The organism is Pseudomonas sp. NFACC37-1 (assembly GCF_900101575.1).
Taxonomy (GTDB): domain Bacteria; phylum Pseudomonadota; class Gammaproteobacteria; order Pseudomonadales; family Pseudomonadaceae; genus Aquipseudomonas; species Aquipseudomonas fluorescens_AA.
Map to the genome: position 1 here is coordinate 1 of NZ_FMUZ01000042.1, position 15,485 is coordinate 15,485.

The following is a 15,485-nucleotide window of genomic DNA, read 5'->3' on the forward strand; positions in this document are numbered from 1 at the left end:
GTCGTTTCAGCGTGGGGATTTCAGAAATGCCGATGCCTTCATCGCTTTTCTGGGCCTAGACCTGCGTATATCGGACTCAGGGAAAAAGAAGGGACGCCGCTGCCTGTCTAAGCGAGGTGACCCAGAGGCCCGTCGATTGATGCATAACGCCGCGATGTCGGCGAGGCGCACAGCGGCATGGAAGGGTTTTTATGAGGCACTAAGGGCCCGGGGACTCAGCACAACCGAAGCATTAGTGGCACTGGCCCGCAAGCTTGCCCGAGTGGTATTCGCCCTGCTGAAGAACCAGAGCGAATACTTACCGAAAGGCATTTAGGGGGTAGCCCTGCACCATAGAATCTCCCACAGTTTGATCGGCGGTGAGTCGTATATCTCCAATACACGGCCGAGCCAATGTGGGAGCGAGCTTGTTCGCGATGGCGTCCTTACCGACAATCCCTATCAAAACGATCGAATAATCCGCCCCAACGTCTCCATGGCTTTTTCCGAGGACTCGGTCCAGGGGCTGCCGTAATTCAAGCGAATGCAATTCCTGAAGCGTCGGGTCGGTGAAAAGATCGGTCCCGGGGCGATGCTGATGCCTTGGGCCAGGGCCATCTGGAACAGTTTCAGCGAATCCATTTGCTCCGGCAGCTCCAGCCACAGGAAGTAGCCGCCCGCCGGCTGGCTGACCCGGGTCTGGGCCGGGAAGTAACGGGCGATGGCGCTGAGCATCGCGCTTTGCTGTTCTTCCAGGGCGTAGCGCAGTTTGCGCAGGTGGCGGTCGTAGCCGCCGTGTTGCAGGTAGTCGGCGATGGCGGCCTGGGCCGGCATCGAGGCGCATAGCGAGGTCATGAGCTTGAGCCGTTCGATCTTCTGCGCGTAGCGCCCGGCGGCGACCCAGCCGATGCGATAACCCGGTGCCAGGCTCTTGGCGAACGAACCGCAATGCATCACCAATCCTTCGGTGTCGAAGGCCTTGGCGGGCTTGGGGGCCTGTTGGCCGTAATAGAGCTCGGCGTACACGTCGTCTTCGATCAACGGCACCTGGTGGCGGCGCAACAGTTCCACCAGGGCCTTTTTTCTTTCCTCGGGCATGGTCGCGCCCATGGGGTTCTGGAAACTGGTCATGCACCAGCAGGCCTTGATCGGGTGACGCTCCAGCGTCTGCTCCAGCACGTCGAGGTCGATGCCGTCGCGCGGATGGACGGGGATTTCCACGGCCTTGAGCTTGAGTCGTTCCAGCACTTGCAGGCTGGCGTAGAACGCCGGTGCCTCGATCGCCACCAGGTCGCCGGGCTCGGTCACGGCTTGCAGGCACAGGTTCAAGGCTTCCAGGGCACCATTGGTGACCAGCAGTTCCTCCATGGGCAGCATCAACCCGCCCACCATGTAGCGCAGGGCAATTTGCCGGCGCAGGTGCGGGTTGCCCGGCGACATGTCGGTGACGACGACCCGAGGGTCCATGTCCCGTGTGGCGCTGGACAGCGAGCGCGACAAGCGCTGCAACGGAAACAGCAGAGGGCTGGGGAACGCCGAGCCGAACGGTACGGTGGCGGGGTCCTTGATCGAGTCCAGCACCGAAAACACCAGTTCGCTGACGTCCACTTCGGTGGATTCGTGCACCTGGGCGCTGATGGCCGGTTCGGAAAACGGGCTCGGCGCATGGGTGTTGACGAAATAGCCCGAGCGCGGCCGGGCTCGGATCAGTCCGCGTCGCTCCAGCAGGTAATAGGCCTGGAACACGGTGGACGGGCTGACGCCGTAGGTCTGGCTGGCATAACGCACCGAAGGCACACGCTGACCGGGCCCCAGCATGCCGGAGCGGATCAGTTCAGCGATGTCGTCGGCGAATTTTTCATAGCGTTTCATGGCGGGCTCAGTCTTGAGTGACACATGGTTTGCGCTTTTTAAACTGTGGGGAGCCTTGCTCCCACAAGCTCGCTCCCACAGGGCGCCCGGCATCTTAAAGCTTCAACGATTCATCGGCGCGACAAAACGGCTCTTGGCCAGGCTGTAGATGCCGGGTTCATCGCTGTCGGCCACCTTGAAGGTCATTTCCTGGGAGCCGCTGCGAGGTCGCTCGCTGAGCATCGCCACCGACACCGGCACGTCGACGATTTCCCCTGGCGCCAGGCTCAGTTGGGTCTTGCCCTGGAGGACGAAGCCGTCGCCATCCACCAGGGACAGGTGATAGTCCTGGCGTTGCTGGGTCTTGTTGATGATTTTCAGGCTGTAGATGTTCTCGATCTGGCCTGCGCTGTTTTCGCGGAACAGGCCGCGGTCCTTGCTGACATCCAGCGACACCATGGGCCGTTGCACCAACGCCAGGGCCAGCGCGCCGATCATCACCAGCAGGACGGCGGTGTAGCCTACCAGCCGGGGCCGCAGCAAGTGGGTCTTGCCACCCTGCAACTGGCGTTCCGAGGTGTATTTGATCAACCCGCGGGCGTAGCCCATCTTGTCCATGATCGAGTCGCAGGCGTCGATGCACGCCGCGCAGCCGATGCACTCCATCTGCAAGCCGTCGCGGATGTCGATGCCGGTGGGGCAGACTTGCACGCACATCTGGCAGTCGATGCAGTCCCCCAGGCCAATATTGGCCGGCTTCACCTCGCGTTTGCGCGGACCGCGGATTTCGCCGCGGGCCGTGTCGTAGGAGATGGTCAACGTGTCCTTGTCGAACATCACGCTCTGAAAGCGTGCATAGGGGCACATGTGCATGCACACCGCTTCCCGCAGCCAGCCGGCGTTGAGGTAGGTGGCAGCGGTGAAAAACAGTACCCAGAACAGGCTGACGCCGCCGATCTGCAGGGTCAGCAGCTCTTCGGCCAAGGGGCGAATCGGCGTGAAGTAGCCCACGAACGTCAGGCCGGTGAGCAGGCTGATGGCCAGCCACAGGGTGTGCTTGGCGCTGCGGCGCAACAGTTTGTTCAGGCCCCAGGGGGCTGCTTGCAGCTTGATCCGCTGGTTGCGTTCGCCTTCGGTGATTTTCTCGCACCACATGAACAGCCAGGTCCAGGAGCTCTGCGGGCAGGTGTAGCCACACCACACGCGACCGGCAAACACGGTGATCGCAAACAGGCCGAAGGCGGCGATGATCAACAGGGCCGACAGCAGGATGAAATCCTGGGGCCAGAAGGTCGCGCCAAAAATATGGAATTTGCTTTCGGAAAGGTCCCAGAGCACCGCCTGGCGGCCACCCCAGTTCAACCACACCGTGCCAAAGAACAACAGGAACAGAACCCCTGCACCGCTGATGCGCAAGGTGCGGAACAAACCGGTGAAGCTGCGGGTGTGGATCAGGTTGTCGGTGGTCCTGGCCTTGATCTTCGTTGGCGCAGGTTCGAACGTCTGTATCAACTGGACGGGGATTCTATCGCTCATGGTCGGTCGCTCATCAGCCTCTATCTGGCCGGCGCACTATGACCATGGAACTGTTTGCATAACAGACTCAGGTGTTTCGATAAAAACCGGATCAGATGCCGCGAAGCCCAGGCACTGCGACACTTTGATGCACCCAGCAAGTGCCGAACATATTACTTGTGGCGAGGGGATTCATCCCCGTTGGGGGGCGAAGCGCCCCCAAGTCATCGCACCCGGTATACCGGATTGACCCGGTCAAGGGGCTTTAGGGGGGCTTCGCAACCCAGCGGGGATGAATCCCCTCGCCACAAATTGCATCGGTTGCCTGTGGATTGGGTTCAGATCACCGAACCGCTGTCGGTGGCCTTGAGGTGCTTGCGCTTATCGGTCGCGCCGGCCACGGTCAGGGCATCCACTTCGGCTTCGGTGAGATGGACCATGTCGCCATTGATTTCCACGGCTGACATGGCCTTGTCCGGGTCAGTGATGATGACCAACTCACCGGCGGGGCGCAGCTTGGTTCCGTTGATGGTTTTGATATGGCAGGTATTGTCTTTGTCGATTTGCTCAAGCATGACGTCGCTCCTTCCTGAATGTCCTGAGTATTAGGTCCCACCCGCTGGCCAGGGTTCGTTGTGGCTGATCAGCGGTCAGGTGCACCTCTGGCTTCGCTTGCGGTCCATCGTTTATCCAACGAGAAAGAGGACGGTCCATGGAAGCCTGGTGGCATGAAGTCTGGATAACCCTGCAGGCGGAATTCGCCGATATCACCGATGCCCAGCAGATGACCCGGGTCACGGTGCGGCTGGTCATGGCCGCGCTGTTGGGCGGCATCCTGGGCTTCGAGCGCGAACACAAGGGCAAGGCTGCCGGCGTGCGAACCCACATGCTCGTGGCCCTGGGGGCGGCGCTGTTCGTATTGGTGCCGCAGATGTCCGGGTCCCAGGCCGACGCCATGAGCCGGGTGATCCAGGGCGTCGTCGCGGGCATTGGTTTTCTCGGCGCGGGCACCATCCTGAAAAACACCGACGGCGACGAAGGTCATGTCAAAGGCCTGACCACCGCCGCCGGCCTATGGATGACCGCCGCCATTGGCGTCGCCGCCGGGTTGGGGCGGGAAGCGACAGCTGTGTTGAGTACGATATTGGCGCTGGCTATTTTCAGTGTGATGCCGGTGATTGTTCGGGCATTGGAGAGAGATCCCGATTGAATGGCAACGGCGACGCAGAGGCTGCCTTTATAAATGCCTCGTCCAGCGAGCCAGCGCTAAATACCGATGTGAATTCGTGTGCCGAACGGAATTTTCTAAACTGACAATCGATGATCATATAAAAAGGATCGCAGTTCGCTGCAACTTCCTCAATGTTATGAGACGACACAACGATGGCGGTTCCCTCGTTAGCGGCTTGCTTGAGGCATTGCCACGTGTAATGGCGAAACTCCGGGTCGACACCTGCGGTGGGTTCGTCCAAGATCAACAAATCGGGCTCCAGCGCGAGAAGCGAAAGGGTGAAAAACCAACGTTTCTCACCATAACTACAGACAGCAGATTTTTTTTTCCAAATTTCTTTATAGCGTTCAATGAGTTCCGGGCACCATTTGGCTATTTTGCTTAATGCGCATTGTTGAGTGGTTTTTTTATCTGAACTCAATATCGTAGCCATCTGGAATATCTCATGCATACGCAGCACCGGTGGTGTGGTGATGATTTGAGATAAATACAACTGGGTGCTAAAGCTGTTGTTGAGATTCTGACCCTTGGCTTTCCTTATGTTGCACAAAATGTCGAAGAACGTTGTTTTTCCAGACCCATTTGGACCCAGTATTCCTGTAATTGAGTTTGGTTCGATACGCAGTGAGGCTTGCCGAAATAGTGCTTTGTCTGAAAAGCTAATGTTGAGTTGGTCGATAGTCAATGCACTCATTAATAGCGACTCCATATAGGGTTTATCCGAAGGTATTTCATCGAGCACAAAAGCGTGGCTAACAGGGTTGTAATTGAGATAGCCAGTGCCTCGATGTTTTCCAGAGGGCCGGTGCGCATGATATTTTTTGCTGTCTGTAAAGGGTTCAGATAACCAATATCGTCAATGATAGGGTTGGCGAATCCCAGGGCGATCATTGTAAATAGAATGATGGAGAACAATGTGCTTGAGTTTTGGAAGGTCAGGGGGAGTAATGTCAGCAAGAGTCCAATGGAACAAAAGATCAGGAAGCAAGCATAGAATCGCGTCGCGATGTTCAGTAGTTCGAGTCCGTAGAATTCGCCAGAGAGAACCTTGGTGAGGACATAGAAGGTGCAGCAGTAAATAATTGCGATTAATGAGTAGGACAAAAGTTGAGCTGTCAAAAAAACTATTTTTGAGTCCATGGAATAGATGAAGGAACGGACGAATCCGCTCTCTCGTCGGCCTATGATGTATAGTGAAAACCCGAATAACCCAACGCTCGATGCAATGTAAGCATAGAACCATGCACTGTCCTCCACGTAGTCAGAATTCAGCTTGCTTTGGTGGTCGCTGGTATACCGCAATAAGTAGTAGAATAAACTGGGCGATATTATTGTCCATAATATTGCGGTGGGCTCCTTGAATTGTTCTTTCAGAAATAAAATAGTTAATTTTATCGAGCGGTAGATTATATGCCGTTTCATTGCTTCGTCCTATGGGAATGGAACCATTTGTTCTGCGCGTGCTGGTAATATCTCTTGGAAGAAAGGCTCGGAGTACAGGTTCTTTAAGTTGATGTGTTGTGAGTTATTCATGTGCATAAAAAAGTCAGGTGATACAAACTTGCTGCAATACCCCAGGCCATCCTCTATCGGAATCGCCTTGAGGTATATGTAGCCGAGCGCGTTGTGTCTGGCAATGCTATTTAGAAGTGAGGTTAAAGAAAAAGGCCTCGTAGTAAAGTGTGATGGCGCTAGTTCTTGGGTTTGGACTGATATAATATCTTCATAAATTTCAAAGCGATTGCAATGGAGGAAATATCTTAAATATGAGTCATGGATGTTCTCTATTTTTTGTCCTGTCGATTGGAAAAGATCAATGAATCGGTAAGTCTGCCATAGTTCCAATAGCGATTTTTCCATCGCGAGTTCCAAGGTGGGGGCGTAAGCCATTCCTGCGCAATAATGGACGTTGTGCTTTTGGCTCTGTTGTCCGTATACTGCCAAGATGCAAGTGCCTGGATATCCAGATTCGGATATGTCAATAAAGGATAATTGGCCACTCCTGGCTAGGGCTGTACGTAGCGTCTCAGCCCCGGTCCCTGCCAACGCAGCCCCTGTCGTCGGTGCGTCGATTACCTTGACGCAAATACCAGTTAACCAGAACTTTAGTAAGAACTGCCTTTCAAGGGATTCTTTTAATGAGCCTAGAATGGCATGTTCAGGGTGCCAACCAAAGGCACACCCACATGTGTCACGAAGAGGATAAATGACATTCTCTGTCTCGGTTCGCACGCTGCTTAAGGTGATGCACGCGGTGGGAATGTAACAGGAGGATAGATCTGATAGACGGAAAACTTGGCTCAAGTTGTATTGATGTGCACTCAGCGCTGATTGAGCGATATGCTGCTTTTTTGTTTGAGAAAATGCTTGGGTAAATTTTGATACTTCGGCTTCGCTCAACGAATAGCTCAAACCGCTTCTCAGGTCTGGTACTACGTCCACATAGAAATGCTGCCGCTCAAAAAATTCCCCTACAGCAGATCTGAGCGCGTGTGAGCCATTGCCTACACCCGAACCACCATTTTCCCAAGGATCGGTGATCTCCACCGTAGATGGGAAAGTCAACAGATTAGCTGGCTGATATGTGAATCGCGCATCAATAAGCTGATTTTCTCTGCTGTAAATATTCATCCCTGCCTCCCTATATAGTGCACGCACATTGGAACAAAGAGTGCAGGATTAAGTTTGAGTGCCTTGCAAACCATCGTGTCGGTGTATGCCGACCAAGGACGACAACGTAAGTTCAGGGATTTGGCGCTAAGTTCTATTAGCATGTAAATTGATCCCACCTCCATGGTTGCCAGGCGGTAGCCGCGATATCGATACTTGAATAAAGCTTTTGGTAGATAGGCAGTATATATCAGCGCTAGGCTCGGATAACCAATGTCGCTACTCTCTGGCAGAATGGCCGTTCGGAGTTCGTCTACGTTCTCTGTGCCTAAAACGACTTCATATGTCTTTGATTTTGGCAAGAGGTGTAGGACTTTTTCTTTGCAGGGCCATGTTTTATCGTCTCGCGCAAGCGAGCAGATAAAAATCTCGACAGGGTATAATGCTCCACCGCTTGGGTAGCCCCGTTTGCTTTCATTGGCTTTTAGTCTCGTTAACGGCGTGACGAGTTTTTCAATGGTGCTGAAATCAATCTCGGTCTCATGAAATAGAGTTTCTGACTCATTTCTTATTAGCGCTGGGTCAATATCAGGGTGCGGGTTCATTTGAATTTCAATGCTGATGTCCGGGTAAAGCTTTAACTCATTTCCAGTTAAAGTTTCCAGTTGTTGTTCTGTGAGGAAATGGAGATTGGTTGATTGTTGGGTGGCTGGATGGATTGTATAGTTGCCTTTTGTATGAAAGGACAGCACGTCATCGTGAACAAAAGGGTCTAGAAAACGAAGGTAATAATCGTGAGGTATATGCTTCATTTTTTAGCACCCAGGCAGTCGCACAAATACCAATGCGTTGCTGAGGCTTGACTGATATGGCCATTGCTAAGGTTTATCGTTGTTGTTTGAAAAATATTATCTTGATATTTCTGGGAGGTCGTTGTCCCCGAAACGAGTCGGCTTACCCTTGCGATCGCTCCTAGTATTAATGATTCTTGGAGGAGGGTTGGTTTTGTGTTGGGTAAATTGATATTTTTGCCTTTGCAAAAGTTAAGCAGCTTTGACCAGGTATTGACTGAAGGTGAGTGGGTTTCGTTGCTGATCAATTTATCGATGGTGCAGAAATGACATGGATTACCTATTTCCGGAATATATGGTTGGCTGATGTGAAAAAGGTCGGAGCTGCCATAACAAACACTTATTGCCGATTTTGGCCATTTTCTTGCGCTAGAGAAATAAAGGTTTTTTATCTCCGTATAGTTATACTTTGAACATAATATAATGATGTAGCGTTCTTCTTTGTGGGGCGTATAGAGATCCAGGTCCTCCAGGCTGCAAGTGCTCAGGTGTTCGATTTCGCGCGATAGAATTTCTTCTAAGTTTGATGTTTTTTTCCAGTCGTGCGCGATCAATGTGCTCTTGAGGTAGTTGAGGTCTTTTGCTGTGTTGATATGTATGGCGGAGGTCAGGAAGTTATATGCATTTGTTGGTTCGAGATTGTTGTTTGCGAATAGTTCGTTAAGATCGCTTTTGGTAATGCACTCAACTGATTTTAGTTCTTTAAGCAGCTTCAGCATCGCTGGGGAGTCAATGCGTGCGATTCCTTTTTCCGAGACGATGGCGTTGGCATTCTCAAAATTTAGTAATTCGTAGTTGGATATGCTTAATTTCATGGCGAGTTCTCGGTCGGGCCTTTCGATGATTGATGTTATTCGAAAGGCCCGCGTTGTTATTGGTTGTTATTAGTGGTTGGCGGATTGTGTCGCTGAATTGCCCCCACAGCCCCCACTCCCTCCGCTGCCACCTTTACATCCACCACCACCGCCGCATCCGCCGCTTCCCCCGCAACCACCTGCGCTACCTGATCCTCCTACAGTCGGCGTATATGGTGTGTTGCCGAAGTCGTCTGTGAATAAAAATATTACTTCACCTAATTTCTCGGGTTTGTTGTTCGGCTTCATATTTAAATTCCTCTTTCCTTGAGTTTCCTTGAGTAAGTTTGCCGTGCAGCTTTGCCGGCGACTTAATTTTTAGCGAGGATTAGATAGGTTGGCAATCACGTTTTTTTTGAGGTGTAGGAAGCGTCTTTCACGCCCAAGAGAAAGTTCTGATGCGTTTTTTTTCGCTAATAGGTGGCGTTAGTGGAGGAAGGAAGAAATGCGTAGGTGACGGGATAAAAAATCTTATGCAGGACAAATAATTACGCGGGTCATATACCTAGACGTAGATGACGATTAAATATTCTTCAGGTGGGAAGTTTCCTACTCTTGACACAGTCTATTTCTGCTTTTTATTTTCTGCTAGGCGACGAACGGTCATTTCGCTCTAGAGCAGAACGCTGACGCCCGTCACCTCTCGAACAACTACGATTGAATCAAACCCGCTCCGGCGGTGCCTCGCTCGGCGGGTCACCCAGCGGCGGTTGTGGGGCGAGCGGCGGGTCTTTCTCTGGAATAGGCTCGGGATCAGGACCGGGCGGGGGCAAGGTGGGGTCGTCGATATTCGGATCGGGTGTTTCGGCCGGGATGGGAATATTCATCGGGACGGGTCTCCGTAACGCACATGGCTTGAGTCGTGCTTATTATTGTTGACCACCCTGTAGCGGGTTTGATCCCGGATACATCGAGGGCAAATCCCGCTGAACTTTTAGCCGTCGTCCCGGTTCGGAGTTTAAGTGAGTTTTTTCAGGGACCCGTTGGGCCTTTACCGCCACAAGCGCGTCCATGGGGCGTAAAAGGAGCGATGCTCGATGACTGCTGAACACCCGTCTGACCTGGCCTACAACCCGCATTTGCCGTTGTCTCAAGCCTTGTTGTTACCGCGTATCGCGATTGAAAACACCATGCCGGTGATTGACGGCGGGCAATTTGCCGCCAAGGCCGTGGCCGGGCAGGACGTGACGGTGACCAGTAAAGTGTTCGCCGACGGTCACGACAAGCTGGCGGTGCGCATCCGCTGGCGTTCGCTGCAGGATGAGGTATGGAACAGCGAGGTCATGAGCGACCTGGGTAACAACGGTTGGCGCGGCCAGTTCAATGTGCCGGAGCAAGGTCGCTATGTCTTCTGCATCGAGGCCTGGATCGATCAGTTCGCCAGTTTCCGCTACGAACTGGAGAAAAAGTTCGGTGCCGGGGTGCCGATCAGCCTGGAGTTGCAGGAAGGACGCAACCAAGTGCAAATGGCCGTCGAGCGCAGCACAGGGGAACTGAGCGAGCAGTTGGCGGCCTTGCACCACGAGCTTTCCGGCCTGTTGCCGACGGAGCAGGTGGCGCTGTTCCTGGCACCGCGCAGTGCCGACCTGATGTCCCTGGCCGATCATCGACCTTACTTGAGCATCAGCCCCGAATACCCGTTGGATGTGGAGCGCAAACTGTCCGAGTTTGCCAGTTGGTATGAGCTGTTTCCCCGCTCGATCACCGACGATCCCCAGCGCCATGGCACGTTCAATGACGTGCATTCGCGCCTGGCGGTGATCCAGGACATGGGGTTCGACGTGCTGTACTTCCCACCGATCCACCCCATCGGTCGCAGTTTCCGCAAAGGCCCGAACAATTCCCTCACCGCCGGTCCCGACGACCCGGGCAGCCCCTATGCCATCGGCAGCGAGGAGGGCGGGCACGAGGCCATTCACCCGCAATTGGGCAGCCGCGAGGATTTCCGGCGCCTGGTGGAGGCGGCCGCGCAGCACGGCCTGGAGATTGCCCTCGACTTCGCGATCCAGTGTTCCCAGGACCACCCCTGGCTCAAGCAGCACCCGGGCTGGTTCAGCTGGCGGCCGGACGGCACGATCAAATACGCGGAAAACCCGCCGAAGAAATACCAGGACATCGTCAACGTCGATTTCTACGCGGCCGATGCGATTCCCAGCCTGTGGGTGGAACTGCGGGACATCGTGGTGGGCTGGGTCGAGGAAGGCGTGAAGATATTCCGCGTCGACAACCCTCACACCAAGCCACTGCCGTTCTGGCAATGGCTGATCGCCGATGTCCGGGCCCAATACCCCGAAGTGATGTTCCTGGCTGAAGCGTTCACCACCCCGGCCATGATGGCGCGACTGGGCAAGGTCGGTTATTCCCAGAGCTACACCTATTTCACCTGGCGCAACACCAAGGCCGAGCTGGCGACCTACTTCAGCGAGCTTAACGAATCGCCTTGGCGTGAATGCTACCGGCCGAATTTTTTCGTCAACACGCCAGACATCAACCCGGCCTTTCTCCATGAGTCGGGGCGCCCGGGCTTCTTGATCCGCGCAGCCCTGGCAACCATGGGCTCGGGTCTGTGGGGCATGTATTCGGGTTTTGAACTGTGCGAGTCGGCCCCGGTACCGGGCAAAGAGGAATACCTCGATTCGGAGAAATACGAGATTCGTCCTCGCGACTTCACCGCGCCGGGCAACATCATTGCCGAGATCGCCCAGCTCAACCGCATCCGCCGGCAGAACCCGGCGCTGCATACCCACTTGGGCCTGAAAATCTACAACGCGTGGAACGACAACATTCTCTATTTCGGCAAGCGCACCGCCGACGGCAGCAATTTCATCCTGGTGGCGGTGAGCCTTGATCCGCACAACCCGCAGGAAGCCAGTTTCGAATTGCCGCTGTGGGAGATGGGCCTGCCCGACGACGCCCAGACCCAGGGCGAGGACCTGATGAACGGACACCGCTGGACCTGGTACGGCAAGTACCAGTTCATGCGCATTGATCCGGCGTACCAGCCGTTCGGGATTTGGCGGATCAGCGTGGCGTAACGCGCACTCCCACAGGCGCTGCCTAGGAGCTGTGTAGGAGCTGTCGAGTGCAACGAGGCTGCGATCTTTCCCCAAACACTTGAATCCCAAGCGAAAGATCAAAAGATCGCAGGCTTCGCCAGCTCCTACAGGGGGATAAAGCCCTCCGCCACAAAAAGACCTCTCAAGCCTTGTATCCGCGGCTTTAATGACTTATCAGGAGTTGCAAATGGCGAAGAAACCCCGGTCTGCCACCTTCATCAAGGATCCGCTCTGGTACAAGGATGCGGTGATCTACCAGGTCCACGTTAAATCCTATTTCGACTCCAATAACGACGGGATCGGCGATTTCCCCGGCCTGATCGAGAAACTCGACTACATCGCCGACCTGGGCGTCAATACCATCTGGTTGCTGCCGTTCTATCCTTCCCCCCGGCGCGACGACGGTTATGACATCGCCGAATACCGTGGCATCAGCCCCGACTACGGCACCATGGCCGATGCGCGGCGGTTCATCGCCGAAGCCCACAAGCGCAACCTGCGGGTGATCACCGAGCTGGTCATCAACCACACGTCGGACCAGCACCCCTGGTTCCAGCGCGCGCGCAAGGCCAAGCCGGGTTCGAAGGCGCGGGACTTCTATGTCTGGTCCGATGACGACCACAAGTACGACGGCACGCGGATCATCTTCCTCGACACCGAAAAGTCCAACTGGACCTGGGACCCGGTGGCGGGCCAGTACTTCTGGCACCGCTTCTACTCTCACCAGCCCGACCTCAACTTCGATAACCCGCAGGTCATCAAGGCCGTGTTGTCGGTGATGCGCTACTGGCTGGACATGGGCATCGACGGCCTGCGCCTGGACGCCATCCCGTACCTGATCGAGCGCGACGGCACCAACAACGAAAACCTGCCCGAGACCCATGACGTCCTGAAGCTGATCCGTGCCGAAATCGACGCCAACTATCCTGACCGCATGCTGCTGGCCGAAGCCAACCAGTGGCCGGAAGATACCCAGTTGTACTTCGGTGATGTCGATGCCCAAGGGATGAACGGTGACGAATGCCACATGGCGTTCCACTTCCCGCTGATGCCGCGCATGTACATGGCCTTGGCCCAGGAAGATCGTTTCCCGATCACCGACATCCTGCGCCAGACCCCGGAAATTCCCGCTAACTGCCAATGGGCGATTTTCCTGCGCAACCACGATGAACTGACCCTGGAGATGGTCACCGACAAGGAGCGCGACTATCTGTGGAACTACTACGCGGCCGACCGTCGGGCGCGCATCAACTTGGGGATTCGCCGACGCCTGGCGCCGCTGGTGGAGCGCGACCGTCGTCGCGTGGAGTTGCTCAACAGTCTGCTGTTGTCGATGCCCGGCACACCGACGTTGTACTACGGTGATGAAATCGGCATGGGCGACAACATCTACCTGGGCGACCGCGATGGCGTGCGTACGCCGATGCAATGGTCCATCGACCGCAACGGCGGTTTCTCCCGCGCCGACCCGGCCAGCCTGGTACTGCCGCCGATCATGGACCCGCAATACGGTTACCAGTCGGTGAACGTCGAGACCCAGGCCGGCGATCCACACTCGCTGCTCAACTGGACCCGACGGATGCTGGCGGTGCGCAAGCAGTCCAAGGCCTTTGGTCGGGGCACGCTGAAAATGCTTTCGCCCAGCAACCGCCGGATCCTGGCCTACACCCGCGAATACACCGGCCCCGACGGCAAGCACGAAATCATCCTGTGCGTGGCCAACGTGTCCCGCAGCGCCCAGGCCGCCGAGTTGGACCTGTCGGTCTACGCCGGCATGGTTCCGGTGGAGATGCTCGGTGGCAACGCGTTCCCACCCATTGGCCAGTTGAATTTCCTGTTGACCCTGGCGCCGTACGGTTTCTATTGGTTCGTCCTGGCGGCGGAAAACCAGATGCCGAGCTGGCACGTGGAACCGGCCCAGAGCCTGCCGGACTTCACCACCCTGGTGCTGAAAAAACGCCTGGAAGAATTGCTCGAAGCGCCGTCGCGCACCACGCTGGAGCAAACCATCCTGCCGAACTGGTTGCAGAACCGGCGTTGGTTCGCCGGCAAGGACAGTGCGATCGAGAAGGTCGACATTGTCTATGGTGTGCGCTTCGGCGATCCGCAGCGCCCCGTGCTACTCAGTGAAATCGATGTCACCAGTGGCGGCCAGACCCTGCGTTATCAGTTGCCGTTCGGCTTGCTCGCCGAAGACCAGGTCGGTGCGGCATTGCCGCAGCAACTGGCCTTGTCGCGGGTACGTCGGGGGCGTCAGGTGGGCTTGATCACCGATGCATTCAGCCTGGAAAGCTTCGTGCGCGCCGTGCTGCACAGCATGCAGACCGCCACGGTGCTGCCTCTTGCCGAAGGTGAGTTGCGCTTCGAACCGACCGAAGGTCTGGCTGCGTTGAACCTGGGCGACGAGCCGGAGGTACGCTACCTGTCCGCTGAACAGTCCAACAGTTCGGTGGTGGTGGGGGCAAGTCTGGTACTCAAGCTGATCCGCAAGGTGGCCTCGGGCGTGCACCCGGAACTGGAAATGAGCGCCTACCTGACCGCCGCGGGTTTCAGCAATATTTCACCGCTGCTGGGTTCGGTGGTTCGCCGCGATGCCGATGGCGAAGATGCGTTGCTGATGATCGCCCAGGGCTACCTGAGCAATCAGGGCGACGCCTGGGAATGGACCCAGAACAACCTCGAACGGGCCTTGCGCGATGAGTTGGCGGACGCCGTGTCCGAGCAGGAGCAGCATTACAACGCCTTGGGCGAACTGAAGGATTTCGCCGGCATGCTCGGCCAGCGCCTGGGGGAAATGCACCAGGTACTGGCCCAGGCCACCGACGATCCGGATTTCGCGCCGCAGCCCACCAACGCCAAGGACGCCCAGGCCATCGGCAAGGACGTGGCCGGCCAGGTGGAAAACGCCTTGCGTCTGCTCAAGCAGAGCCAGGGCCAATTGAACCCCGCGGACCAGGCCATGGTCGCACGCTTGTTGGAGCACAAGAAAACCGTCCTGGCCCATGTCCAGGCGTTGGCCGGCAAGGCCGTCGGTGGCTTGCGTATCCGCGTCCATGGCGACCTGCATCTGGGCCAAGTGTTGGTGATCAAGGGCGACGCCTACCTGATCGATTTCGAAGGTGAGCCGGCGCGGCCATTGCATGAACGACGGGGCAAGCACAGCCCGTACAAGGACGTCAGCGGCGTGTTGCGTTCCTTCGATTATGCGGCGGCCATGGCGATCCACTTGAATACCGTCGACAGCACGGCCGATGCCGATGCGGCGCGGCAACGGGTCGCCGAGCGTTATTTGAAAGAGGCCCGCCAGGCATTTGTCGAGGCATATCGGCTGGCGGCAGCTAGTCTTGCCCATGAGTGGAAGGATGCTGAAGGCGAAGACGCCGCGCTGGCGTTGTTCGGCCTGGAGAAGGCGGCCTATGAAGTGGCCTATGAAGCCGAGAATCGCCCCGCCTGGCTGCCCGTGCCGTTGCACGGTCTGGTCGGGTTGTTGAGTGGGCTACAACCCTTTTCCGACTTAGCCGGACCGATTTAGTGGAGA

General features: G+C 56.0%; 12 protein-coding genes. 4 read left to right on the top strand and 8 right to left on the bottom strand.

Annotated elements, in window-relative coordinates:
• Positions 1-316: transposase (locus tag BLP82_RS26840; RefSeq protein WP_139197965.1), on the top strand; the 316-nt coding region annotated here is incomplete at its 5' end.
• 125 nt (positions 317-441) lie between these two features.
• Here BLP82_RS26840 and mapR read toward each other — a convergent pair.
• The 3 genes from mapR to BLP82_RS26855 form a co-directional block, all read right to left on the bottom strand.
• Positions 442-1,851 (bottom strand): GntR family transcriptional regulator MpaR, encoded by a 1,410-nt coding sequence (gene mapR / locus BLP82_RS26845; protein WP_092175507.1) that lies wholly within the window; start codon positions 1,849-1,851, stop codon positions 442-444.
• Positions 1,852-1,953: 102 nt separating this feature from the next.
• Positions 1,954-3,366: a cytochrome c oxidase accessory protein CcoG gene (gene ccoG, locus BLP82_RS26850; protein ID WP_092175511.1), complete on the bottom strand. Its 1,413-nt coding sequence runs from the start codon at positions 3,364-3,366 to the stop codon at positions 1,954-1,956.
• A gap of 317 nt (positions 3,367-3,683) precedes the next feature.
• The gene (locus tag BLP82_RS26855; RefSeq protein ID WP_092175514.1) at positions 3,684-3,920 is read right to left on the bottom strand and encodes a DUF3203 family protein; all 237 of its coding nucleotides are present in this window, start codon (positions 3,918-3,920) and stop codon (positions 3,684-3,686) included.
• A 137-nt stretch (positions 3,921-4,057) separates the two neighbouring features.
• Here BLP82_RS26855 and BLP82_RS26860 point away from each other — a divergent pair, with 137 nt between their 5' ends.
• A complete protein-coding gene (locus tag BLP82_RS26860) occupies positions 4,058-4,555 on the top strand; it encodes an MgtC/SapB family protein (protein WP_092175518.1) in 498 nt (165 codons plus the stop codon).
• Here BLP82_RS26860 and BLP82_RS26865 read toward each other — a convergent pair.
• From BLP82_RS26865 to BLP82_RS31270, 5 genes are all read right to left on the bottom strand, one after another.
• A complete protein-coding gene (locus tag BLP82_RS26865; protein ID WP_092175522.1) occupies positions 4,506-5,270 on the bottom strand; it encodes an AAA family ATPase in 765 nt (254 codons plus the stop codon). The two genes, BLP82_RS26860 and BLP82_RS26865, sit on opposite strands and share 50 nt — an antisense overlap.
• A 737-nt stretch (positions 5,271-6,007) precedes the next feature.
• Positions 6,008-7,207 (bottom strand): YcaO-like family protein, encoded by a 1,200-nt coding sequence (locus BLP82_RS26875; protein ID WP_092175526.1) that lies wholly within the window; start codon positions 7,205-7,207, stop codon positions 6,008-6,010.
• The gene (locus BLP82_RS26880) at positions 7,204-7,998 is read right to left on the bottom strand and encodes a SagB/ThcOx family dehydrogenase (protein WP_092175530.1); all 795 of its coding nucleotides are present in this window, start codon (positions 7,996-7,998) and stop codon (positions 7,204-7,206) included. Before BLP82_RS26880 ends, BLP82_RS26875 begins: the two co-directional genes overlap by 4 nt.
• Entirely contained in the window at positions 7,995-8,852 is an 858-nt protein-coding gene (locus tag BLP82_RS26885; protein WP_092175535.1) for an McbB family protein, read from the bottom strand. The genes BLP82_RS26880 and BLP82_RS26885 overlap by 4 nt, the downstream gene beginning before the upstream one ends.
• 701 nt (positions 8,853-9,553) lie before the next feature.
• A complete protein-coding gene (locus BLP82_RS31270) occupies positions 9,554-9,718 on the bottom strand; it encodes a hypothetical protein (protein WP_170842385.1) in 165 nt (54 codons plus the stop codon).
• A 210-nt stretch (positions 9,719-9,928) separates the two neighbouring features.
• Here BLP82_RS31270 and BLP82_RS26895 point away from each other — a divergent pair, with 210 nt between their 5' ends.
• Positions 9,929-11,926, top strand: coding sequence for an alpha-1,4-glucan--maltose-1-phosphate maltosyltransferase (locus BLP82_RS26895; RefSeq protein WP_092175542.1), 1,998 nt, complete (start codon positions 9,929-9,931; stop codon positions 11,924-11,926).
• Positions 11,927-12,134: 208 nt separating this feature from the next.
• Entirely contained in the window at positions 12,135-15,479 is a 3,345-nt protein-coding gene (gene treS / locus BLP82_RS26900; RefSeq protein ID WP_092175545.1) for a maltose alpha-D-glucosyltransferase, read from the top strand.
• The last annotated feature ends 6 nt before the right edge of the window (positions 15,480-15,485 follow it).